Raw genomic sequence first — 25,784 nt, forward strand, 5'->3', positions numbered from 1 at the left:
AAAAATAAGCCAGGAAAAGCTACTCCTGGCTTTGACCATGTTACTTAGTAAGCGCTAAGCAATATTCTTCTCTTATTCGAGTATCTTTGTCGCTACTGCAGCTAAGTCACTAATGTCAACTTTGTTGTCGTGGTTGATATCCGCTTTTTTGTACTGATTCCAATCTGTGTCAACAGAAGTTTTTCCATAAGCCGCAGCCACAATAGCTAAGTCGCCAATAGATACTTTGCTGTCTTCGTTCATGTCGCCAGGAATAGAAATGTTGACGGAAGAAGTGAAGGACTGTACAGCCGCATTTAGGTCAGCCACTGCCTGCGCTACTATCGCCTCAGTTGCTCCCAAGTCATTTGCTACCACCTTAGCTTTGTCAATTGCCGCTTGCAGCGCCGCTTTCGCTCCTGCTGGATACTGCCCGGCTTGTGTGCCTTCTACCGCCGCATCATGTTTTGATTGAGCATCAGTAATTAAGGCAGTAAGTGCCGCCCTATCCACTACAGTAATTTGTACGCTGTTGGAACTACCGGACACTTCTGTTTCCAGGCCGTCACCGTTAGCAATCTTCACGTTAGACAACGTGATTACTGCGGCCTGCGGCTGAGCCATTAATTTGGCTTTCCAGTGAAGTTTCAACAGATCCCCGCTCGCATTAGAGGCATTACTGCCTGTGCTTGCCGCAATGAGCCTGATTTGACCTGGCTTTTCCGTTTTATTTACAATGACTAATCCCTCTTTAAGCGATTCTGCCGAAATAAATTCCAATAGATTCGAATTAAAGGTAAGGGTCAGATCTTGTGCATATACATTTTGAGTGTTATTCAGCCCGTATTGAACGGTAAACTCTGCTCCCGCAGTGATCGTGCCGGTTCCGGTTAAAGTGGTTGCGGGCTCAAGCGAATTCTGTGTAAACATAAGCGTCTTCGCGAGCCCCGCTGAGTTAACTTCATTTGCTGCAACACGTATCAGTACGGTCTTGTCGCCATTGAATACAGGAGTTTGGGCCGCATTATAATTTGTATAGTTCGCCCCGCTATCTATCGAATATTCCATACTCTCGTCCGCGCCTACGATAACGTTATTCGTATCGTCCGCCGTTACGTTTGGTGCTGCTATCGCCGGCGTATACTCGAATGCATCGATAGCCCCGATTGTATCCACTGCCGATGGGCTTTTCGTACCTTTGACAACGACTTTGATCGTATGTTCTCCGGCTGGTAGACCTGTCTTGCTGTAGATGACGACCCTTTTGATTGTGCTAGGAGAGTAACAATCGAAATCCGCTTGATCTAATACCCCATCCAAATACACATCGATCTTACCCATATTCCTCTGCTTCATACTGATCAGATTGATTGAGGTGCCGGTAAACGTAAATTGCGCCGAATTGCCGGCCGTATTGTTATATTTCTCTGTACCGTTATAATCTCCGCCATCGTTGTAATTGTTCCATGTCCCCGTATACACAATGGACGGATCGCGATCATCGACCATTATCGTCTGTACGACATCAATGCCGTTCGTCACGGTCACTTGAGCCTTCGCATTGAAGCTTCCGTCTGCCGTCGTCGCCGTAATTTCGGCGCTGCCCGTTTTGAGACCTGTTACCATCGCTTTGCCGCCGACAACTTCAACTTTGGCTACCAACGGATCGCTGCTTGCCCAGCTGACGTTTTTGTTCGTCGCATTCGCGGGTTGAACCGTAGCTGTAAGCTGTGTCGTCTCTCCTACTTTGAGCGCAACATTAATCTTATCCAGTTGTACGCCGGTTACAGCCCCATCCTGTATAGGTGATGTAACTTTGGCGTTAGCCCAATCCGCATGATCGGAACCGTTGCCGTTTCCACCATTCGTTACGACTAGCTTAAGGACATTCACGCCTGTCATATCAAGGCTTACTGCCTTTGTTGCACTGCTTCCAGTCATGACGCCGCTATCGTAAATTTCATTGCCGTCCGCCCAAACTTGGAAAATGACGCTTCCACGGCTGCTCTCTACTTCGTCATCGACACCGATATCCGATGTAAACAGCTTGCCTTTCCCGTCTAAATAATAGGAGATCTCAGACGCAGCATGGATGCCAAGTCCTTTTGGATAGACAACCCCATTCAGCGTAATTGGCTTACCATCACCAGCCGATGACTCTCCGTTACTCATGTTGCGTTCCACGGGTCCCCATCCATTCGTTGTACTCATCCAGGTAGCGTCTCCTAAATAAACTTCGCCTGAAGGCACGATTGGCGGAGAGGTTACATTCACTTTAGCGTCAACACTGCCAGTCAAAGTTCCGTAAGCGTAAGTTACTTTGCCTGAGAGCTCATACATGCTAATTGCCATCGTTGCAGACGGAGTAACGCCCCATTTGGTATCAACGGATTGGCCCGGTGTTACTTGTTGAATAACATTTGGGGTAACAGCTTCGACTGCCCATCCGCTCGGAGCCTGTAAAGAGATATTCGCGTTTGAAATTGCGTTCGGACCGTCATTTTTAAAAGTTGTCGTTACTTCAAATCTTTTCCCTGGCGAAATGTAATCAGGAGCTGTAACAGCCAGTTGCGTCGCAGGCATCGACGACGTGATCGTATACTTTTGTCCCGCTTCGGTATTGAACGTTATCGTGTCTCCGCTAACCGTATAGTTCACCGGCGTGTTGTCCGCCGCCTTAAGCACTGTAAATTGTCCGGCATGGGTGAATGTCTTATCCTTGACTTTAGCGACATTTCCTTCCAAGGAAGTGATCGTCGCATTCCTCAATATCGTCCCATTCCAGCTCATATCCACTTCAAAATCGCCTCTTGCCTTCAAGCCCTTAACATCTCCTTTGGGCCATGCCATCGGTAGAGCCGGCAACAAGTCAATACTTCCTGTATGACTTTGCAAAAGCATCTCAGCGATCCCGGATGTCGCCCCAAAGTTACCATCAATCTGGAATGGCGGGCCAACATTGAATAAATTCGCGTACGTGCTGTCGTCAAGGTGTCCTTGGAGAATCTTCTCAGCGTGATCACCGTCCAGCATACGAGCCCACATATTCAGTTTATTCGCTCTGCTCCAACCTTCCGCTTCATCTCCACGCTGAGTAAGAGTCACTTTTGCCGCATTAAATAGATCAGGAGTTGTTACCTTATTGATCAGATTGCCCGGATATAAACCTACCAGATGTGAGATATGGCGATGCTCATCGTTCGGATCATCGATATCCTCTTTCCATTCCTGTACTTGCCCGTACTTCCCAATTTTCGGCATAGACAGCTTACTTCGTTTATCAATAAGCTCATTGCGGAAAGCTTCATCCATCCCCAGAACGTTGCTCGCATCAATGCAATCCGTGAACAATTGCCAAACCAGCTCTTGATCATAAGAATCCCCTATGCTTAATGAACCATGTTCCGGTGAAACACCCGGCGTAGATACCAGTGTTCCGTCCGTATCCGTAACGAGCGTTTTTGTCCAAAATTCAGCCGCTTCCTTCATAATCGGATAAAGCTTATTACGTAAGTATTCCGTATCGCCCGTAAACATATATTTCTCCCACAACTGCTGTGAAAGGAACGCGCCAGCGGCCGGCTGCCATCCCCAATTGCTAATATCCCAACCTGGTGCCGTATAGCCAAAAATGCTAGTGAACGTATGAATCGTCCAACCAGAACCAGTTACACCGTGATGCTTCTGAGCTGTGACCCTGCCTGGAGCCCGTAAAGAATCGATAAAATCAACATAAGGTATGGCCGTCTCGCTCAAATTGGTAACTTCAGAAGGCCAGTAATTCATTTCAAGATTGATATTCGTATGGTAATCCGCTCCCCATGGCGGTGTCTTGGAATTATTCCAGACTCCTTGCAAGTTGGCAGGCAGCGATCCCGGACGCGAAGAAGCGATGAGCAAGTAGCGGCCATATTGGAAAAACAGAGATTCCAGCGCACTGGTGCGGGTCGTTCTGTAGTTGGCCAGAAGTTGGTCAGTTGGTACCGTGGCCTGCTGGTCATTCAGATTAAGCGCTACTCGCTTAAACAGCGACTGATAATCAGCTAAATGGTTCGCACGCAGCACATCATACGTTTTGGTGGAAGCTGCTGCTAGGTTATCGGTCACAGTTAGGTGTGGATCCGTTCCGATATAATCCGGATAATGATTGGCATAATCCGTAGCTGCAGACATGAGGATCGTAACAGAGCTAGCGCCTGCTACCGTCAGCTTCCCATTTCCGGCCGTAACCGTGCCGTCATCACTCAGAACTCGGAACTGCGATTCATAGGCCATATTATTATCAGCTAGTTTACCGCTAAGGGTCAGCGTATTGCCGCTAGCCACGATGGAAGGAGCCGTATGAGGGCCTGTGACCCTTACATCAAAGTTCAACAGATTCGGCTGACTGCTGGAAAGCCGCATCGCCATCACTTTATCCGGATAACTCATAAAATATTCGCGTGTATAATCGACCCCATTCTGCTTGTAAGTAACACGCGCGATCCCATCCTCCAGATCAAGTTCTCGCCGATAATCGGCAACCGTCACGGAAGCAGGAAGGGCAAAATCGAAAAAGATATCACCGAAATTTTGATAATGGCCAAATTGCGGATAATCGTTTAATGTACCTGTCAAATATTGCTCGGCAATCGAAGTGGCTTCACCTACATCACCGCTGGCTAGCTTCTGGCGAACATTCTCTAAATGATCGGCCGCACCATCTCTGTTACCGTCCCTTCCGCCTCCGGCCTTAGAACGCGGACCGCCTGTCCAAAGCGTCTTCTCGTTGAACTGGATATGCTCTTGGTCTACACCGCCATACACCATTCCACCCATAAATCCGTTTCCAATCGGCAGCGCTTGTGTCTCCCAATCCGTTGCCGGTTGTCGATACCATAGGGCCAGATTATGAGCCGGGGGCTGTGCGGATCCCGTGAATGTAACCGCGGTTGCCGCATGCGCCATTCCAATTGGCAATAGGGTTGGTATACCGGTAAAACCAGTGGAAATGCAAGCAGCTATCATTATACTTAATAAAGATTCTTTCTTGTAAGGCATCTTCAATAACTTGCGCAAAACGATCACCCTTTCATCCTTTGTTTCACATCACACAGAAGTAATACAAATCGTGCAAGAAAAAAAACGACAAAATGATACATTATGTATCACTGCAGACAGAACAAACAATTGAATCATTCAATTTTTGCACGCATTCTGGTGAATAGCTACACTTCCCCCTTTCTTTTAAAATACTTTATATCTCAACAATACTTCAAATGAAAACGCATTCAAATGATCTATTTTGGGTTCTTATTGATCTTTTTTAAACTAACATCACCTAGAATACAGTAATTCGCACAAAAGACTGTCCCAAAGTCATTTGAGCTGCCAGGTCAACATTTCCCTGCCTATTGGTCGTAAAAAAGAGGCTACGCAAAAATTTAGTGCAGCCCCTTGCTTATTAAGTTATTTGACATAGCCCTCAATCAGTATGAAAAACTTCCTCCATTGAAGCCCACCATTCGCCTTCAAGCCGCGACTCCAACGGCTCTTGGCAGGGATCACAAATTTCCCACCATTTTTGTGTTGTAGGGTGGAATAATTGCGGATATTGCATGCGTGGATCATATTGAGAACGTCTGACCATACGTTGGCATGTAGCGTCTTATATTCTTCGAGCTTCTCAGGCTTAACCTTGATCACACTTCCATATCGATTCACTGGTGGCACACATGCATAATCCAGTTATTTAATCACCGTATTCAGCTTTTTCCGTTCGTCCGGCAGCTTCGCATACTTTGCGCGGTACATGTCAAGCACCCGCCTGACCCCCAACTTTTCTAATTCTTCCTGAAAATAATTCCAATCCGTATCCATCGTAAGCTCTCCGGTCACGAATTTAATCAACTTCTCGGTCCGAAACTTATTGAGCGGTGTCATGACTTTCGTTATCTCAACCATTTCGTCCTGATTGAAAGAGACGGTCGGTCCCGAGAAAAATCCAATTCGGCTCACGTTATCGTTATACATTCGCTGCCCTTCAAGCCCGACCGCCCCCCACTTTCTCGCATACTCCGCATCTTGGTCATAGGGCGGCCAGATACCCGTGCGTCCGTCCACGCCTACCTGTTCAGGGGTTACCGTCCCCGTCGAATTCAGCTTCGTCTGCAGCTTTACGGCATATTTACGCTCCCCGTTCACCCATTTGAACGTCTCCCCTTCGATGCCCCAATTCGTTAGCTCCATCATCTCATCGGAATATTGATAATCAAGCAGGCGAATGAGTTCATCGGTATGGTTTGAATACGCATTGACAGCGATCACCCAATCTCCTTGCGAGTTTGCATATTGTACCGGTAGGAGTGCCTGCAGACCGTTCTCAGTGATGGGTGGTTGCACAGCTTTCAAGCTAAATAACGGATCTTGTTTTTTCCCTTTCTCTACCCACCCGTCCATTTCTGTAAAATATTCGCCGAACAAAGCGAAGGTCTTGCCCTTCGTAATGTTTTCAAAAAATTGAGCATCAGAATCGGTTGTAAAATCGGGGTCGATCAATCTCGCTTCATAAAATTTGTGGGCCAATTCGACCGCCTTCTTGAAATTGGGCTCAATCGGACCGAACTTAAACGTCATATCATCGTTATTGAAGTAAATGCCGCTTTGCGTATGATATGCCATGAAAAAGTTATCGAGCAGGTGATCCGGTCCCCAACGATTTGAAATCGGCTTCGAATCAGGGTAAATTTGCTTGAGCTGTTTTAGTGAATCGTACAGCTCGTCGAATGTTTTGGGCAGCAGCATACCATTACGGTAAAAAATGTCTTCACGCAGCAAATAGCCGATGGGCATTTGCCCATACGTGTTGAAGCCGTCGATGCCGTAAAGTTTGCCATCCTCGGAGACGATGCTGTCGTAGATTTGCGGATATTTGTCCATCCATCGCTGTAAATTCGGCATTTGCTTCAGGTAGGGACGAAGATCGAGCAGCAGCCCCTGAGGACCGAACCGCTGAACCATTTCTTTGTTAATGACGAAAATATCCGGTTTATCTCCCGAAGTCGTGAGCAGCTGCTTGACCCGCTTCATATATTCGGTAACCGGAAACTGAATCCAATCGAACTTTATATGGGCACGACGCTCGAACTCGCGATCGATCAGCGTATCCCGTTCTCGTTCGAATGACGGGACGGCCGCTTTGACGACGATTGGCGGTGCAGATGCCGTACTGGATGCCCGCTTGCCGAGGGTAACGGAGGCTGAAGAAAGCACCATCGCCGCACACATAAAGACCACGACAATTATCGTTCTTTTTTTATTCTGCAAGACCTATCCCCCCTTCAGCCTCGCAGCTGTAATTCGCTTTGATTCCCTTGCGATATTCGTGCGGCGTCGTGCCTTCCAGCTTCTTGAACATACGGATAAAAGCGTTCGCGTTATTGAAGCCGATCTGCTTGCCGATGTCATTCGCTGTGCAATCGGTACCGAGCAGCAGCTCCTTTGCTTTTTCGATGCGCAGCCGGTTAATGTAATCGGTAAACGTAACGCCTTTATGTTTCTTGAAATATTGTGAAACGTAGTTCGCATTCAGGTCGAAACGATCAGCAATCGTTGTTAAATTCACTTCAGCCAAATTTGCCGTTATATAATCGAGCATCCCGGTTAACGCCTGAGACGACTGTTGCAGCATCTGCACGTGCTCCGTCACTTTTCCGTATACGTTGCGGCAAAGAGCTTCGATCGGCAGCGGACTTTGCATCGTATTCACGCGTGCGATCATTTCACCAGCGGGCATTCCGAACATCGACTCTTCATCGATACGACGCGAATAAAAAGTTTCCACGGCAAAATAGAGCAGGTCGCTCACCAATTGCCGGAATACCTTAAAAGGCATTTGCTGCTTCTTCGCCCCTTCGAAAAGCTGATCCAATAAATGAGCGGCGCCCTCTACATGGCCGTTCTCCAAATATTTGCGCATCGTCTCCTTTTTATCCGCCGCATTCAGAGCACCGCCCCCTCCCGGGTTGCTGTCAGCCACGCCAAAGACGATGCCTCCGCTGCTCACGCTGCGCATATCGAGGATCGTACACGCATCCTTGTACGCCTTCCACGTTTGATCCAATTGCACGAAAATCGGGCTAACGCCGACTGCCAGGCTTATTTCGACCCCACAATCCGCTTGATATCGCGTCAAATCGGCTTCAAGCTTCATGACAAGCGCATCCACGTCGCAGGCATCCTGTTCCTGTATAAAAAGTACGCTTTCGTTCTCGGTCATATCGAGTACCGGCTTGTTTAAGGTGATCAGCTGTCGTTTGTGCTCGGCTACCGCCAATTCGCCTCCTCCAGCAATGCCGATTCTAACGACAGCCAGCGCGAAGAAAACCCCATCGCGGAAAAAATCGTATTTTTGCTTCAGCCGTTCGATATCTTCCTGATTAAGCTGCTGGTTCAAAGCGCGGTACAGAAAGATTTGCAACAACGAAGGCAGACTTTCCTGCTGAAACTGCTGTAGAGTCGTTATATTTTCCTTGATATAGTCGTATTCGGACTTGCCGTTCTCGAACGGCGCCTTGGCAAACCGTTTCACATAATTGACCATCTCCGCGAGCGGCGAGTAGATGCCGAACGTGAAGACGGCGGAAACAATCGTTCCGATCAACATGAACAAGACGATAACGCCGATCGTCATGTATAGGAATCTATTGATCGGACCCGTCAGCATTTTTTCCGGTGTTACGATCAGGAAGCCAATATTGTTCCAAGATGACGGCTGAAACGACAGTATATAGTTGTCTCCGTCAATCGACGCTTCCGAATCGGTTTTAACATCTTTCACATTCAAACGAAGCTCCCCGAGGTTGAACGTCCCGCCTAGCATTTTGCGATTGGTCGCGCTGATGAGCCGGTTATGGAGCGTGTCGATGAGGTAAATGTCGCCTTTCTTCGTAATGTTCATGTTATCGATCATTTGATAAATCTTTTGCTCGTCTATGTTAACGATCATATAGCTGCGCGCATGAGCAATGTTTTCGATACCCAGGACAAGCGGGACGATTGTTTTGTACTTTTTCTCACCAGTCACACCGGTCTGCCTGTAAACGTCTGTCGCGGGAAATATGGTTGACACGACACCCTTTTCGATTTCGCCGTTCCAAAACGGCTGCGAATAGCCCTTATAACGATAATATTTGTTAAGGTAAAAAGCGGTTTCGTAGGAACCAGATCCGGCCAACACCGTATCGATGTTTTGAAAATAGATAAAGGCATCGTCCACTGTGTCATCGCTGATGTACAGATCGTACAGCTTGCTGCTTAATGCATAGGTAGAAGAGGCGTAATTTTTTTGAGATTTGTCGGTCATGGATATCAGATTGAGGTAGTTGGAATCGGACGAGATACTGTAACCCTTGTCTTTGATTTTGTTGAACAGGCCGTCAAGTGACGAAGAAACGACGCGCAAATAATTGTGGTTCGCTTCCTTTGCGTCGTCGATCATCCTGTAATTCGAATACGCTGCGATCATGATAGACGATACCATAAGCAGCAAGGTCAGAACGAAAAACCGCAGAAAAATCGTGATCAGCGTCTTTTTCTTCATACCTGCGGTAGCCTTGCGCGGAAACGATTTTACTAGTCGTCTCATGAATTCCCGTTGCCAAGAACTTATAAAAGTCTATAAATCCTTGTTTGCTTCCTGCTTCTACGTGTCCGCTTTTGCCTAAGCTACTTGCGTTTGGTCTAACACTCCACAGACGTAAATTCGGATGCAACGAATCCTACATATTGGCATAAGCGTTTGGGTGCTACATCGCCAATTTCGATAGGTTGATCGCCGCGTTCAAGTCGCGGTCAATCTTTAATCCACATTTGCATTCATAGATGCGTTCAGACAATTTCAAGTGTGATTTCATCTGACCGCAGCATGAACACAATTTCGATGAGGGGAACCATTTGTCGGCTTGAATGAATTTCGCGCCGATCTTCTCGCACTTGTATTTCATTTGCCGGATAAACTCTTGCAGCTTCTGACCGGCTATGGCTTTGCTCAAGTGGCGGTTCTTCATCATTCCGCTTACATTCAAGTCTTCCATCACAATGACGCTCGGCTTGGTTTTCGCTATGGCGTTTGTTGCTTGGTGAATGTAATTGGTACGGATATTCGTTAGTTTCCGATGAAGCAAACGAATGGACCTTTCAACTTTTACAACGTTGCAAGTCTTGACGAAACGGTTTCCCTCCTTGTTCATGTCGTATTTTCGGGAAGCCTTGCACTGCAACCGTCGCAATCGTTTCTCCGTCTTTCTTACGGTGGCTGACTTATTGATGTTTTTGAATGCCATACCGTTACTGCATACTGCTAATTCCTTCAGGCCTACGTCAATGCCGATGATTTCGCCTGTTGGCAGCAGTGACTCTTGCTTTTGGTCGAACGCTATGGATATATACCAATACTTGCCGTCATACGATATGCGTGGGTTGCTGTACTTCACACCCACATGGAGTTGTTCCGATGTTTCCACCCAACCTATTTTCTCCAGCAGCACTTGCCCATCTTTTACCTTCAATTTCTCCGTATCATTGTAAAATGCGGGTTTGGAACGCTTTCTGCTTTTGAACTTTGGTTTCTTGGACTGTCCTTTGAACATCTTTTTGAATGCCTCGCAAGCGTCTTTGACGGCTTGTTTCGCTACATTGTTGGATACCTCGTATAACCAGGCATAGGCTTCCTGCTGCTTAAGCAGCGTCAGTTCTTTCCGTAGTTTGCCGTCTGGTAGGAACTTCCCGCCGTTTTGGTAGTTTTCTTCTTGACGCACTAACGTCCAATTGTATACCCATCGGGCGGTTCCTGCTGAACGCCATAATTGCTGTTCTTGTTCAGGAGTCGGTTTGATTCTGACTTTTTTCGCTAGAATCATCTTCGATCAACTCCTTCAGAATTTTCTTCACTTTATTCGCCCTTTTGACTGGCAATCGAAACATGAATACGGTAACGATTTTTTGATTGTCGCTGCCAATATCGGTAATAATCTCAAAAGAGTATCCTCTGGCAAGCATGTACATTTTGACGTGTTCAATCTGTCGCTCAAGATCATCTTTCTGTTTTTGGACTGGATACGCGAGCATAATCTAAGATGATTCTTTGTGCCGGTTCTTTCTTGCGTAGAAGTTTGTTTAGCTGTATCTGGGAGTAGTACCTGTATCCACCATCACTGACATGATGCTGCTTCAGTTTCCCGAGCTTGTCCCAGTTCCTTAATGTTTGTTGTGTGACTCCGATCATCTTGGCGAAATCGCCAATTCCGTATAGTTTCATTCTATCACCTCTATAATTATTATAGAGTTTAAAAAAGATTAATAGATATAGTCTCTCTGTTTATCAACCTCCTGAAACGAAAACTGTCCTGCGAATGTGAAAACATGACGAATTGGAAGCGCATTCAAATCCTTCGTTGTAACGATTATATCATGAATGCATGATTCATGGCGGCAAAACCATTTGCAGCCTTGCCGCCATTGCTCCACGCCTTCGGTAAGCAAATCTTACAACACGGTAACCATGCAGGACTCCCCAGCTTGCAAAGAGATTGTGAAAATGTCTTTCATTCCGCAAACGAGTTCCTTCGTCTTATTACCGATTCGAATTTGCAGCCCTTCGCTCGCGAAATCGTTCTGTACTCGGAAGAAACCGTCGCGTTCGGCACGCAGTTCTACATAGTCGAGCTGGTTCGCACTCCATCGCGCCGAGACGAGCACGCCCATCTCCCCGCGGAAATCGCGGAACTCGACGTCATTTGCCGCCCATTCACGGGGAATCGCTGGAAACGTACGAATCGTCTGGCCGTCCGTATGCAGCAGCATTTCCTGGAGCGCACAAATAGCGGCAAAGTTGCCTTCGAGCGTAAACGGGCGGTAATGATACATGCAGACGCCAGCCTTTTTATAATCGCCATTCAGATGGAACCCGTTCGGCGAGCACGTGTAGTGCCACATTTGCTGCAGATGATAAATCGCCGCTTCGCCGTTGCCCTGCTGCGCGTACATGGCAGCCGCCCAAGCGAACGAATAGCCTACCCATTGTCCCTTGCCCAGCACTTCCAGATTAGCGATCGTCGCATCGGCAATCTTGCGATCCCTCTCCGAACCACGTCGGTCAAGCAGCTGCAGCGGGTAAATAGCCATCATATGAGACATATGCCGGTGGCTTTCCATGAGGCACTCTTCCGGATTGACCATCAGCACGTTACTCTCGTTAACCGCAAGCTCCGGGAGTTTGGCAAGCACCTCCGCCCATCTTTCTACATCGGCGGCGTAAGTGAGCTTTTCCGCCATATCGTGCAAACGCCTGAACAAATAAATAAGGAGCGCCAAATCGTAGTTGCTGATCGGCTCCAGCCATGCTTTGAGCGAATTGTCGTGAATCTCCGGCGAGCTCGATACCGGCAGCCGCAGCTTGCCGTCTTCTCCCAGCGTCAGCCATCGCTGCACGCAGTCCGCCGTTTCCTTGAAGTATACATACGTTTTGTCGCGCAAGAAATCGCCGTCGCCCGTATACAACCAATAATGGTCGAACGCCTGGCACACCCAAATGTGGTTCGTAATGCTCATGCTATACATCGGCCACCCGCCCATCGCACCGCCGGTAAGCGTCATGACAGATGGAAGGTTGATGCCCGGAGCATCAAAGAAGCTTTGCGCGAACCGCTTCGCCTCCGGCCGCAAGCCCCACAAGAAGTCGAGAAAGCTTTCCCCTTCTTCAAGATGATTCGCTTTCAAATAGTGCCAGTAGCTGAGCTGCGTATTCAAGTCGTGATGGTAGTCGCCTTTCCATGGAGGGAGCAGGCCCTCGTCCGCCGTCCACACCCCCTGCAGCGGCATCGGCGGAGAGCCTTTGCGCGAGCAGGATGCGAACAGGTAGTTGTTCAAGTACCACATCTTCTCCGCTTCCGCGTCCGGCAAAGTGATCGAGCTCTTGCCCCAGTAGCGTTCCCACCAGGTGCAATGATCGCGGAATGCGGCGTCAAACCCGGCGTCCAGCGCATCGGTAACCTTTCGTTTGGCATTCTCCAGCCACTGCTCGCCGTCATGATTGGCAGCGATCGTATAAACCGCTTCCCAATGGCCACTCGCCGTTTGCCGTTCGGCCACGACAATTGCATATTCGAGTTCTTGGCACGTCCGCTGATAAAACCAGCGTACATTTCCTTCTTTATGCATCGTAGCGGCTGGGTAGCCGAGCCGGGTTAGGCTCGTATGGAAAACGGGATCTGCAGAATTATGAGGCAACGCACCGGCGTAATCCGGCGGTACGATGTCCAGCCGTCCATCATCGATAGGAGCACCACCGATTTGGATATAGCCGAGGCCGTTCACTGCATGCAGGTAGCTGTCCACCTTAACGGTACGATCACCGAAAGCCATTAGGACATGCGCGCATGCCTCGCGAATTGCGAGATGACTCCTTACGTGATCCGCTGACCTCCCGAAACGCAACTCCAGCCGACCGGCAGGTAGCTTGGTTGGGTACGGATATTTTTCATAGATGCTATCGAATCGGCTGAGCAGCCCTTCTTGGTCACCGCGCCTTACGCATTCGATCATTTCCGCATAGGTAAACCCGGCATCCAGCACCTCAGGCGCCAACCGCAAATCCCACAAATCGCCGCGGTCCAGGCTGAACCGAAGCGGCTCCCCGTTTCCCCACAGCAGGCATCCTGTCAATCCGTTACCAAGCGGCAGCGCCTCGTCCCATCTTGCGATCGGCTGATCGAATATCAAATCATGATTGTTCATCTCATTTACCTCCCCGCATAAGCAGACAACTCCTTCCATGCGTTCTCACGCACGGAAGGAATTGTCTGACTATAGCCTTAATTATTTTTTGACCTTATCATTCTGCAGCTTCAGAATCGACTCGTAGTCGCCCATTTTCTTGATCGTCGCTTGGAATTTGTCCCAATCGGCGAAGCTCATCTCACCTTTAATGAATTTGACGGACGATTCTTTTACGTACGTTTTGATAGGCGTCATCGTATTGGCGATACGATCGTTATCATCCTTCGTCAACATGATCTTCGGTGCTCGGTCCATCGGGGCGATCGATTCTTTGCCGCCGTATTTGTCAGACGCCATATAATAGTTTTCCATCTGCGCTTTGCCGTTGTTATAGAAGAGCACATCCGGAACCGAGGTGTACACGGCAATCCGCTCTTGCGGCGTAAACACGATGCCCGGGCGGGTGCGCATCGATGCCGATACACCCATCTTCGCCAGTTCGCCTACGAAGTCTGCCGAGCTTTTCAATGCTGGCAGGTACTGTTTCTTGCCATCCTTCATTTCGTATGATTTGCCTTCGATTCCCCACATTAAGAGATCGATCATTTTGTCGTTGTATTGATAATCAACCAGCTTCACGAGCTGCTCCGGGTTTTTGGCTTTTGCCGAAATAACGAGACCATAACCGTTATTCAGCCCTTTTCCTTTCGTGTCGCTTCCGTATTTCCATGATTTCCCGTATTTCGGGTTATCAGCGAGCATCGAAAGCGCCCATTTGACGCCAGCTTCTTTATTCGCATTGAAGTCCGCCACATAACCGGACCAGATCAGTGGGTACATGAACGATTTGCCGGTCGACGCCTTCGGCTTCGCCTGATCCATCTCATCCGACCAGTAAGCCGGATCGAGCAGCTTCTCCGTATACAATTTGTTCAGGAAAACCAGTGACTCCTTGTACGCTTCTTCCGTCGGCCCGTATACGTACTGTTTGCCGTTCCAGTAAATTTCGCCGTTCGTATGGTTCGCGTTCAATATGCCGTCGTAACCCAAATACTGTTCGCTCTGCGCGACCGGATAAGAGTCAGGGTAAAGCGCTTTCAGCTTTTTGGCTGCATCGTACATTTCGTCCAGCGTAGTCGGCACCTTGATATTGTTTTTCTCGAAAATGTCGAGGCGGTATGCCGCTGCGTATTGGCTGGGCTCGATATCCGACGGATTCGAGAAGCCGTCGTAGAACGCGAACAGTTGCTTGTTTTTATTCATCAAATATTGCTCGTTATTATCTGTGGCAGTGATGAACTGCTTATAGTTGGGCATTATGTCCATGTACTTGGAAAGGTCCAGGAACAAACCCTGCTCGCCGTATTTAATGATATTATCCTGACTGCGCACGAGCATGATATCTGGAATGTCTCCGCTTGTCAGCATCACCTGCGTTTTCTCTTTGTACTCGCCCCACGGGATACGCGTCCATTCAATCGTCACTTTGGCTCCCAAATACTTCTCGATTTCCTTCTCGAACTCCTGCTGCACGAGCGTACCCGTCGGATCGCCGCCAAAATGCGGGATAACGACCTTCAGCTTCAGTTCCTTTGCATCAGTAGCCGCCTTGCTGCCGGAATCGCTTGCCAACGGCGACGCCGACGAACTACCTTTACCCGAATCGTTTTCGCAACCGCTTAGGAACACAGTTGTTAAGAGGATTGCTGATACTAACATCGTCATTGATTTTTTCACATAAATTCCCCCTTTGATTTGATGAACATGGATTCATATCTCAAAGCTTTTCCCGAATGAGAGATCGGGAGATGCCTGTAAGATCGACTACCCTTTGATCGAGCCGAGCATAACGCCCTTGATGAAATACTTTTGCACAAAAGGATACATACACAGAATCGGCGCCATCGTGATGACGATCGCCGCCATCTGGATATTTTTCGGATTGATTTGCCTGTTCTGGATCATATCCCTCACCTGCCCGCTCTGACCTTCCTGCTGGGTAAAGATGATGCTGCGCAAAAACATTTGCAATGGATACTTGTTCTCATCTTTCAAATAAATAAGCGCATTAAACCATTCATTCCAATGCGCCACGATCGTAAATAGCGCGAAGGTGGCTAGCAGCGCCTTGGAAAGAGGCAAGTAGATGCGGAAAAGTACGGTCAAATCGTTGGCGCCGTCCATATAAGCCGACTCTCGAAGCTCAGATGAGATGTTTTGAAAAAACGTTCGAAAGATGATGACGTTATACGCGCTGATGCAGCCGGGAACGACCATGACCCAGAACGTATTCAGCAAGTGCAGCTCTTTCATGATCAAGTAAGTCGGGATCATCCCTCCGCTAAAAAACATCGTAACCGCAAGAAAAATGGTAATAGCCTTTTTCAATCGGAAATCGGAAACCGTGAGCGGATACGCCATCATCGACGTCAGGAAAAGTGTCAACAATGTGCCCGTCGCAGCGTACAGCACCGTGTTTTTGTAGCTGATATAGAGCATCGGGTTGTCGAAAATGACCCCATACCCTTTGACATTGAACCCTTTCGGGTACCACGAAACTTGCCCGAGCGAAATAAAATCTGCGTTGCTGAACGAAATCGCGATGACATTGAGCAGCGGATAAACCGTAACCACCACAAGCAGCAGCATAAATCCGTAATTGGCAGCGTCGAACAACCGCGATCCTAACTTTTGTTTGTAATGCACGTGTCTCACCTACCTACCATAAACTTGTTTCCGAAAATTTGCGGGACATGCGGTTGGTCATCAGGACAAACAGGAACGACACCACGGAAAGCATCAAGCCGACGGCTGCGCCATATTCGAAACGTCCGCCTTCCAAACCGATCCTGTACACATACGTGCCGATGACGTCAGCTTTTTCGTATGTGCTGGGGTTGTACATGAGCAGCACCTTCATGAAATCAGTGCCAAGAATGCCGCCTACGGACAAAATGAACAAAATAATTGTCGTCGGCAAAATAGTCGGAATGGAAATGTGCTTCGTCTTCTGCCACCGGTTCGCTCCGTCGATGGATGCGACGTCGTACAAGGTCGGATCAGCATTGCTGAGCGCAGCCAAGTAAAGAATCGTTCCCCAGCCAATACCCTGCCAAATACCGGAACCGACGAACAGCGTCCGGAAATAAGACGGCTCCGTCAGATAGTTGATCGGCTCCATGCCGAACAACCCCGTAATCGAATTAAACAAGCCATCAAGCGACGTAAACTCCTTAATCATCCCGATAATGATAACAGTGGAGATGAAATGCGGGAAGTAAGAAACCGTTTGCAAGAATTTCCTGAAAGCGAGCGCCCGAATTTCATTAAGCAGCAGCGCCAGGACGATCGGGGCCGGAAACCCGAACACGAGTCCGTAGATGCCGAGCACTAGCGTATTTTTGACGGTTCGCAGCGCCATCGGATTGTTCAGAAATTCTTTGAAATATTTGAATCCGACCCAATCGCTTCCCCATATGCCTTTGGCCACGTTGTAATCTTTGAATGCGATAAGCACCCCGTACATCGGAAAATAGGCAAATACAAGCACAATCAAAAAGCCGGGCAGCACCATCAAGTACAAATACTTATGACGCCAATAATCACGTAAAAAGCGGTTCTGTCCGCTTGTGCCGGGACGCGCTTCATGCGTTATGTTGGCTGATACCGGCTGATTCATGAGGCAATCGCCCTCCTTTTCGTTTAAAAAGCCAACCTGTACCGGGGCCCCGGATGGAACAGGTTTTAGGTCTCATCGCAAAGTACCCGAATTGGAAATGACTTTGCTAAATATGTCCGCCATGTAACCAACGATAGACGACACCTATTCTCCGTGCAATGGATAAATCATTAGATCATCACCATTTCGTTAGTTTTGACGATATAAAATTTGTTATCCATACATAAAGGAAGCAGCATACCGTTCTAGCGGCAAGCTGCTTCCTTTGTTGTGCTAATATTGTGGAACCCCTGTTAACCGATCCTAAAGACCTGAGGGGTATCCGCTATTCGTTATTTTCGACGCAATCGCCGCAAGGTCCATGATATCAATTTTGTTGTCGCCGTTCGTATCAGCTGCTTTAATTTGCTGCCAATTCGGATCGGATGACGTTTTTCCGTAATTGACCGCAGCCAAGGCCAGATCGCCGATGCTCACTTTACCATCGTGGTTGATGTCGCCTGGAGTTCCTTGAGGTACTGTCACTTCAACATGTACGGAAGATACCGCCGCTTGTTTCTCAACGCCCGTTCCGCCCGCCAAGGCTGCGCTCGTCACAGAAACGGTCCCTGTGGATGTTACCGCTGCTTGTTTCGCTTTGAACGTCAGCACGAGCACTTGCTCATCCCCTTTGACCGCTTGTTTTCAGTTACTCCCTCCAGACCAAATGTAACAGTGAACGTTCCTCCCGGGAGTACCGAGTTCGGAGCCGTTAACAGTTACTAAAAAATCATTGTTATATATACAATTGGTACGCTACAAAGTGTTAATTTCAAATCAAAAGAAAAGTCGCCCAACAAAAGGACGACTTCTCTCTAATCTTATTGTGTTGACCATAGTTTGATCAATGCATTTGCATCTGCATTAAGAATGGCTTTTACATTGCTGTCTACATCTTTTCCTAAAGCTGGATTGTTAAGATGTTTCACAAAGTCCTGCATGTGCTTTGCAGCCTGATCTCGCCGGTTTTTATCAAGTTGATGCTGCGCTTGACTGAGGGCATTGCTCAGTTGTGATGTTAATGCGTTGCTAAGCAGCGATTGATAGTGGTTAAGCAACGCATTCATTGCATTTATGCTGGACGTCACATTGAATTGGAAATTCTTTTGAAGCCTATTTCCAGCCATATCTTCAACAACGATAGCTGCTGAATAGCTGCCAACTTTTCCAGTTAAATCTATGACGATGCTTGTTCCCTTAGTTAGATCTACCGCATATACAGCGTCGCTGACACTGATCTGGGCAGAAGCTACACCTGATAGATGATCAGACACCTGAAAGGTTAAAGGCAGATTGTCATCGAAGGAGTCACCCTCCTTTAATTCCTTCCCAATAATCATAAATTTAATGTCAGGAAGTGTAGTATCGACTTTTACAGTCTGCTGCTTGGCATCTTCAACATTTCCTGCCCGATCCGCTGAACGATACTGAATGGTATATGTTCCGTCTTGTGGCAGCGAAAACGCTCCGTAATAATCCGTCCAATCCCCATTCTCACTTAGTTTGTACTGAGTCTTCTCTACGCCGGACATATCATCCGTTGCATGCAGTGTTACTGCTTGACTGTTGTACCATCCATTGTTAGTTGTTCCTGCAACAACAAGTTCGGTAACCGGCTTCGTTTGATCTAATAATATCGATACCGAAACTGCATTAGAGTGAGCGCTCTCCACGCCGTATACGGTCTGGGTAACAGAATATCCTGCGCCTGCCGGTACACCGGTAAATTGGTCTGCCGCCGTGCCTGTCGCTGTTAGCGACGCAATTACTTGGTTCAAGCTGTCATAGAGCTTCAAGATCGCCCCTAGGACCGCATTCTGAACGGTAACGGTTCCCGCACCCCCGGCAATCGCCAATGCAGGAAGAGAATCTTTAAACACATTGATTTCAGCTGCAGACGCCCAACCATTGTATCCATTCGTTGCTTCCAACTTGACAAATGCTGCGCTTGTCGATGTAAATACAACGCTTTTCTCCTTGTCGTCTGTAGCCCATGTTCCGCTTGTTGCTTTTGTAAAATTAATTCCGTCTGTGCTCGTATACAAATTGTAATTCGTAATCATCCCGTTTTTACCACCGTCTTGCCTAGGAAGATATTTAATTTGGTTGATGTTATAAGTTCCACCAAGATTCAATGTAATGGATTGCGGAAACTGATTGGGATTATCCCACCTGGTATGCCAAATCGTTGACTCATCATCGTCGATTGCATTGGATGGGCCATTATCTTCATTTTCTGTTTCCGCATCTGTAGCCGTTGCAGTCATCTGCGAATGAGGAATCATGTTAGGATCGCTAGTAGACTGATCCGTCGGAATATTCTGGCTAGGATCCCCTCCAAGCGTAATAACCAGATCATCCATGACGAAATCTGTAGCGCCCGCCTTTTTCTTAATTCCGAACCAAGATTGGCCAGATGATGACGCTACGAAAGCTGCTTTGAATGTTTCTGGCGAAGTGGCTTCCTTTAATGTAGTGGTCGATTGTATCGTAGTACTGTCGCCAATTACGAAAGCGTAATCTGATGCTGCGCTTTCATATTTAAACTTCACCGTATACGTCGTTCCAGGGATTAACCTTACCATCTGCGGAATGGTCTGGTATAGCAGTCCCGAAGATTCCTTATACGCTTTAAGTGAATAATTTCCGCTTATTACGTCGTCAATTGCCTTCCCGTTCCAGCCTTTTTGTGTATACGGAGCGTGAAGCTCTGACAGATGTGTTCTCGGGTCGTTCGTCCCTCCAGCTGGGCCTTTAACAAACGGGTACCATCCTTGGAGTGCATGTTCGAAATCTTGAACGAAGTAGGCTCCATCCGGATTCGGCGTCTTGACCGTTTTCCCGATACGCACGTCGTCAAAGGTAACAGTCGAAGTGCCGCTATCTGCTTTTAAATATAACGTCGCTGTTGTGGACCCTGCAGGGACATCGAAGAACAAGTACATCCGCTGCATATTCGTATCGCGTTTAGAATCGGCTTGAATATAGTTGCTCCATAGCGAGCTGTCTGCATAATTACTGACTTCTGGCCCACCGTAATTATTAACGCCGATGTACGCTTTACGTCCGTTGCTTGTGGACACATAAACGGATGCATAATACGTTCCTTCCGAAAGGCCGGTGATTTGCTGACTTACGGTTGCACCGCTGCCGCTGCCAATCATAAGTTCATATTGACCGCTAGGGTTACGCTCAACCGAGGTGTCGCTCCCTGCAACTGTCCAGGCATTCAAGTTTCCACTGTTGAATCCCGGGTCCTTAACCTGTGTGCCCTCACCCCAGTTGACAGTAGGGTTAGCCGCTGCAGCACCCTTGTAAACGACGTAGGGGGTTTTTGCAATTGCATTTATCGCAATCTGGTTATTAGAAACAGGCAGATCGCTAATCAATTGTTTCCCTTGATCTGTAAGCTGATAAAGCTTGACGGTTTGCAAACCTGCCCAGCTGGATGGCAATGTCCACGTCGTATTTCCGCCGTCTGCATTCCAGTGATAAAGTTTATCTTCTGTTGCAGGGCTCCAGGGCAGAAGATATTTATTGCCGCTAAGCAATGTTATACCGTCCTTCGTTACAACTCTCGACCCGCTTGCATTGCTCACGTTTACGTTATTTTCAAAATTGATCGTATCGCCGGTCCACTTCATAATTTTGAAATGCTGCATGTATTTAGTAGGCAGATTCGTCTCAAAGGTTACTTGAATGGCGTTATCGTAATTTCTATTCCCTTGCCAGCCTTCAAAGTCCGTCACTTCTGCGCCACCCAATAGCGGATTCCGCGCAATCCAGGTATCCTTCTGGTGGTTGCGGATAAATCTTGCAATCTGGCTATTGAAGCCCTTGATATTAGACCCTCCGTATTTGTAATCTACAGCCCAGTGATACCAGACCGAATCATTTTCAAGCACATCCGGGAACTCCGTTGTCGTCGTCCACCCTAGCGAATTGATCTCACGCGCCAGCTTCTGTCCGTTCCACGCCTTTTCAAACCATGCATCCACGTACATGAAGTCAAGGCTTGGCACGGCATTCTTAAGCTGCTGCAGGCGGTTCAGCCTGTTATTAGACGTACCTTCGTAGCGCATTTGGGTAGGATTGAGGTCATACGCTGGATCCAACCAGTCCCATCCAGGATGATTAACATCTCCCAACGTATCGGAAAATACACTTGATTCAGGCTGCAACCCTGTAGCTCCGATATGAACGCCTACAAAACCGTTGTATTGATGTGCGGCGCTGGCCATCTGTTCCAAATCGGCAGCTCCGCCCTGACGTTTGCCAACATAGCGATAATCAAATTGATTCTGGTCGTGCCCTTCCCCCTGGTAGCCCTTATGCTCAATCCATTGTCCCAAACCATCCGTATTCAGGTATACCCTCTTGGTTTCATCCAGCGTTTTCAAGAACGGATTGGTTGCTTCACTGGCGAAGTTCATGGGAATACGGAACACCGCTAGGTCCGGTACGCGGTCAGAGCCCACCGGGACGTTCATGATACTCCTAAAAGCGATTGCCCCGTCCTGCCAGTCGACTGTTCCGTCACTATTGGCATCGGGCGTAATTACTACCTTTGTGCTTGGCAGCGGTTCCGGCGATACCGATCCGCTGACGCTGCAAATCCATGGATAGCTCCAAAGGCCTGTTCTGTAGTAGCTTCCCTTGTTTACCGTCTGCTTCAGAATGCGCTCGTTATTGTTATCTTTAGAGTAATCGGCAACAGCATTTGTCCATATGCTTCCAGCAAGCTGGTTTGTGTTTACAATCCCATACAGGTAATTTACAGGTGAACTATCTGTAGACGGAGCGCCTGTAACCGATTTAAAAGTGTCGCCAGAACCGCTTACAGCCGTATACATTCGAGACCCTGAGAATGCCGCTCCGCTTTCTGTGCTCCTTACCGAGAGCAGATTCAAGTTCGGGATTTCCAGTTTAGAAACCTTTGTCGAACCATTTTCAACTATATTCGTAACTTGATATAGAAGGGTATTCTTCACAACCTGCAGTTTCATGTCGACCTCGACACCAATGGAAGTAATTTCAAGCTTATAATTGGCTGTGTCCGAAGTTGAAGAAAGCTCATAGGTTACTGTAGGCGAATATGGGATATCATTAATCTTGATTTGGGACATAGCATCTTCCTGACCATACATCACTGCACCGCTCGCTAACCATTGATACTGAATGACACTTGGAAAATTCTTGTCCACCATTACGCTCATTACCTTAGAAGAGATGACTTTTGTATTCGACGGTTCCGTTTGCGGTTCCGTCACGGTTTGATTCTGGCTATTAGGGGAAGCTTCAACCCCAGATGTAGCGCTTTCATTTCCAGTCGGAGAAGAAGCAAGCGTCGTAGACCACGATAAAACTAGCTGCAGCGTTAAAAAAATAGTGAAGAGTTTTCCTAACCGTTTTCTTTGTTTAGCTTTAACCATAACGTTCATCCTTTCTGAAATAAACATTTGTAAGCTTCCCACGCGATATTCCCCTCAAAGGACGTCTGTTAACCACGAATTATTTTACATATTTCGCATAGCAACACCTCTAGGTATCATGATTAGTATCTTGGCACTAATACATAGCATAGAGCAACTGGAAGTGCATTCAAATGATTTATTTTGAAGAAAAGATGATGTTTTTGGTTTAATATGCCATTTTCAAAAACAGAAAATATGGTTTGGAAATCGCCAAACGGTACAAGAACGACCGTTTGGATGATTCCATTAAGCACTCTGAACTAGCGTGAATAACACTCTTCGATACTATTATCCAATTTCCTATGCCTTAAGAGGAATACTTTATTCTACTCTCTCCGTAAACTATCTCGATATGCTTTCGGACTATATCCAGTCATCTTCTTGAACATTCGGCTAAAATGCTCTGGATTCAGATAGCCGATTCTTCCCGAAATATCAGAGATTTTGATTCCCGTTCTCAGCAGTCGCTTCGCCTCTTCGATCCGCAAATTTGTCAAATAATCGATGTAGTTGCAACCAACTTCTTTGACGAATTGCCTACTCAAGTAGCTCTCACTGAAGCCGACCATCCTACTAACGAGCGACTGAGTGACCTCCTCACGATAATGCATATCGAGGAATTTCTTAGCATTAGCTATAGGTGCGCTGTAGCGGACGTTGTTCAGCGTCTCAAGTCTATGAATCATACAATGTGCATGCACTAGATGCTGCTTCACATAATACAGCGTTTCTTCCAGCGTATCGCTCTGTTTAAGCTCATCAAACGGATCAAAAACACTTATCTCCTCAAACCGAATGCCTTTGGCATAGAGAACTGCTCCGAGCTCCCGCAAAACATCAACGAAAAAAGCTTGCACGCTGTCAGAAAGCTCCAGCCTCACACCCAGCATTCGCTTCTCCAATTGTTTAAACACGCGTTCCCACTGACTTGCTTCAGCATGTTTCAGCGCTTGAAGAAGTGCCAGCCTCGTTGATTTCAGATCACTCCACAAATCCTGGTTCATCGTCTACGATCATCATTTTGCACACGCAAGACTCCCCCATGTTTAAGTTCGTCTGCCAGGTAACTAACCTTTGATGGCTCCATCCATCAAGCCTCTAAAGATGTAGCGTTGGAACACGATGTAAAACAGCATACTGGGAAGCAGTACCAGGATGATACCCGCACAGAGCGCCACCAGATCTGAGCTCCGCTGACCGACAAAAGCCATGAGCGCAGTCGGCAAAGTTGCAAGCTCCTTTTTTGGCATATATAAATTTTGCACATAAATATCATTCATAATGGTTACGCTCTTAAGAATGCCGAGCGTGGCGGTCGCTGGTAGCAGCAGTGGGAAAATAATCGAGCGGAAAATACGGAAATATGACGCACCATCCATCATCGCGCTTTCATCTAGCTGATTTGATATTTTTTCCAGGAACTGGATGTAAATGTAGATTTGCATAATGTCAGTCCCTACATAAATGAGCAGCGGAGCACCCAATGAATTGTACAGACCCATGGCGTGAATCAGCTGAAAACGTGCGATCTCCGTCGTGTATGTCGGAATGATCATCGAAGCCATGAACAGCAGCAGCACCACTTTTTTCAGCTTAAAATCAAAACGGTTGAGCACAAATGCCGTCATTGTGCCGAGCAGGGCATTACCAGCCATACTAACAACGACCAACACCAAGGTATTGCGCAAACCAAGCAGAATGTGACCTTCGTTGAAGGCTTTTACAAAATTCTCGAAATGAAAGAAATTGCTTGGCAGCGAGAAAGGTGATGTCGCCCCCAGTTCTGCATTTGTCTTCAGCGAGCCGAATACGACAAGTAGAACCGGAATGAACACAATCAAGCACATCGCTATAAAAAATATATAGTACAGGACATTACTGAGCAATTGGCGTTTGCTCTCGGTAAATGTGACTTCCATTAAGACTCGCTCCTATCTTTAATGATCCAATTTTGTAAAGACGAGAAGCAGATGATCAAGATCAAAAGACTGACCGCCATGGCCGAAGCAAGGCCGTAATTGTTATAGGTAAACGCTGTTTGCAATGAAAACAAACCAAATGTAGAACTAGCTGTTCCTGGTCCGCCGCCTGTCATCACATAAGGGATGTCGTACTGCAGCAGCGCGCCGGAGATATTCAGGAACAAGATGATTTCCATCACGCGCCGAATGCCGGGCAAGGTAATATGACGCAGCTGCGTCCAAAAACCAGCGCCATCCATTTTGGCAGCTTCATACAGATCAGTCGGAATTGACTGCAAGCCCGCCAGAATGAGGATGATATGAACACCACTGAAGCGCCATAGAGATACAGCGACCAGCGAGTAATTTACGATACTCAAGTTGCTTAACCAACCAGTAATGAGTGACTCCAGCCCCATCCATTTGAGCAGTTCGTTGAGCGGCCCATTCACAGGGTTATAGATGTAACTGAACATATAAGCAACGGCAATACCGTTAATAATGTAAGGCATAAGCACCGTAAATCGAAAAAATGAACTTCCGCGTATCGTGCGATTGAGCAGCACCGCTGTCATCACTTCAATAGGAATGAACAGCAGATGGACGATAAAGTAGATGCCATTGTTGCCAATAGCTTGCCAGGCGTCCGGGAAATCAAAAATCAGTTTTTTATAATTATCAAACCCGATGTACTTCAAACTCTCGCTGTATCCGTCCCAATTCGTTATGCTGTAACGAAACAATTGAAGCGTGGGATAGATGAGGAACAAGAGCATGAGCGCAACCGGAATGAACAAGAACGACCAAATGATAACTTTCTTCTGTAAGCTGTAACTCATCTCCACTCACCCCTAAATCTCTATTGATAGGAAAAGGGTACTATTTCGTCTCGCTCAA

General features: G+C 47.4%; 14 protein-coding genes and 1 pseudogene. All 15 read right to left on the reverse strand.

Annotation, left to right across the window (positions count from 1 at the left end; genetic code table 11):
• Positions 1-72 precede the first annotated feature (72 nt).
• Positions 73-5,037 carry a DUF4073 domain-containing protein gene (locus GC102_RS34195; protein WP_171693467.1) on the reverse strand — a complete coding sequence of 1,655 codons (4,965 nt, stop codon included), beginning with the start codon at positions 5,035-5,037 and terminating at the stop codon, positions 73-75.
• Positions 5,038-5,427: 390 nt separating this feature from the next.
• Positions 5,428-5,691 carry an L-rhamnose mutarotase gene (locus GC102_RS34200; protein ID WP_246321278.1) on the reverse strand — a complete coding sequence of 88 codons (264 nt, stop codon included), beginning with the start codon at positions 5,689-5,691 and terminating at the stop codon, positions 5,428-5,430.
• A 15-nt stretch (positions 5,692-5,706) separates the two neighbouring features.
• Positions 5,707-7,284 carry an extracellular solute-binding protein gene (locus tag GC102_RS34205; RefSeq protein WP_171693468.1) on the reverse strand — a complete coding sequence of 526 codons (1,578 nt, stop codon included), beginning with the start codon at positions 7,282-7,284 and terminating at the stop codon, positions 5,707-5,709.
• On the reverse strand, positions 7,274-9,604 hold the full coding sequence (locus GC102_RS34210; RefSeq protein WP_171693469.1) for an AraC family transcriptional regulator: 2,331 nt from the start codon (positions 9,602-9,604) through the stop codon (positions 7,274-7,276). The genes GC102_RS34205 and GC102_RS34210 overlap by 11 nt, the downstream gene beginning before the upstream one ends.
• Positions 9,605-9,764: 160 nt before the next feature.
• Positions 9,765-10,877 carry an RNA-guided endonuclease InsQ/TnpB family protein gene (locus GC102_RS34215; RefSeq protein WP_171693470.1) on the reverse strand — a complete coding sequence of 371 codons (1,113 nt, stop codon included), beginning with the start codon at positions 10,875-10,877 and terminating at the stop codon, positions 9,765-9,767.
• Positions 10,837-11,275: pseudogene (locus GC102_RS34220) on the reverse strand (MerR family DNA-binding transcriptional regulator). Before GC102_RS34220 ends, GC102_RS34215 begins: the two are co-directional and overlap by 41 nt.
• Before the next feature lie 227 nt (positions 11,276-11,502).
• A complete protein-coding gene (locus tag GC102_RS34225) occupies positions 11,503-13,752 on the reverse strand; it encodes a glycosyl hydrolase family 95 catalytic domain-containing protein (protein ID WP_171693471.1) in 2,250 nt (749 codons plus the stop codon).
• An 81-nt stretch (positions 13,753-13,833) separates the two neighbouring features.
• Complete coding sequence (locus GC102_RS34230) at positions 13,834-15,471, reverse strand: extracellular solute-binding protein (protein WP_171693472.1); 1,638 nt, start codon at positions 15,469-15,471, stop codon at positions 13,834-13,836.
• Between the two features lie 87 nt (positions 15,472-15,558).
• Entirely contained in the window at positions 15,559-16,440 is an 882-nt protein-coding gene (locus GC102_RS34235) for a carbohydrate ABC transporter permease (RefSeq protein WP_171693473.1), read from the reverse strand.
• Between the two features lie 13 nt (positions 16,441-16,453).
• Positions 16,454-17,308: an ABC transporter permease gene (locus GC102_RS34240; protein WP_246321291.1), complete on the reverse strand. Its 855-nt coding sequence runs from the start codon at positions 17,306-17,308 to the stop codon at positions 16,454-16,456.
• A gap of 408 nt (positions 17,309-17,716) precedes the next feature.
• Entirely contained in the window at positions 17,717-18,070 is a 354-nt protein-coding gene (locus GC102_RS34245; RefSeq protein ID WP_171693475.1) for a dockerin type I repeat-containing protein, read from the reverse strand.
• A gap of 203 nt (positions 18,071-18,273) precedes the next feature.
• Positions 18,274-22,884 (reverse strand): endo-alpha-N-acetylgalactosaminidase family protein, encoded by a 4,611-nt coding sequence (locus GC102_RS34250; protein ID WP_171693476.1) that lies wholly within the window; start codon positions 22,882-22,884, stop codon positions 18,274-18,276.
• Between the two features lie 368 nt (positions 22,885-23,252).
• A complete protein-coding gene (locus GC102_RS34255; protein WP_171693477.1) occupies positions 23,253-23,930 on the reverse strand; it encodes a helix-turn-helix domain-containing protein in 678 nt (225 codons plus the stop codon).
• Between the two features lie 63 nt (positions 23,931-23,993).
• Entirely contained in the window at positions 23,994-24,845 is an 852-nt protein-coding gene (locus tag GC102_RS34260; protein ID WP_171693478.1) for a carbohydrate ABC transporter permease, read from the reverse strand.
• Positions 24,845-25,726, reverse strand: a complete 882-nt coding sequence (locus tag GC102_RS34265; RefSeq protein WP_171645788.1) for a carbohydrate ABC transporter permease — start codon at positions 25,724-25,726, stop codon at positions 24,845-24,847. Before GC102_RS34265 ends, GC102_RS34260 begins: the two co-directional genes overlap by 1 nt.
• Positions 25,727-25,784: the final 58 nt, after the last annotated feature.

Origin of the sequence: Paenibacillus germinis, from assembly GCF_013141785.1 — a bacterium.
In the GTDB taxonomy this organism is placed as follows: Bacteria; Bacillota; Bacilli; order Paenibacillales; family NBRC-103111; genus Paenibacillus_E; species Paenibacillus_E phytorum.

Bases quoted from the DNA above. Each gene is read 5' to 3' on its own strand.
- GC102_RS34210 (WP_171693469.1), bottom strand. From the start codon at position 9,604: ATGAGACGACTAGTAAAATCGTTTCCGCGCAAGGCTACCGCAGGTATG.
- GC102_RS34215 (WP_171693470.1), bottom strand. From the start codon at position 10,877: ATGATTCTAGCGAAAAAAGTCAGAATCAAACCGACTCCTGAACAAGAA.
- GC102_RS34225 (WP_171693471.1), bottom strand. From the start codon at position 13,752: ATGAACAATCATGATTTGATATTCGATCAGCCGATCGCAAGATGGGAC.
- GC102_RS34240 (WP_246321291.1), bottom strand. From the start codon at position 17,308: ATGGTGCTGCCCGGCTTTTTGATTGTGCTTGTATTTGCCTATTTTCCG.
- GC102_RS34250 (WP_171693476.1), bottom strand. From the start codon at position 22,884: ATGGTTAAAGCTAAACAAAGAAAACGGTTAGGAAAACTCTTCACTATT.
- GC102_RS34255 (WP_171693477.1), bottom strand. From the start codon at position 23,930: ATGAACCAGGATTTGTGGAGTGATCTGAAATCAACGAGGCTGGCACTT.
- GC102_RS34260 (WP_171693478.1), bottom strand. From the start codon at position 24,845: ATGGAAGTCACATTTACCGAGAGCAAACGCCAATTGCTCAGTAATGTC.
- GC102_RS34265 (WP_171645788.1), bottom strand. From the start codon at position 25,726: ATGAGTTACAGCTTACAGAAGAAAGTTATCATTTGGTCGTTCTTGTTC.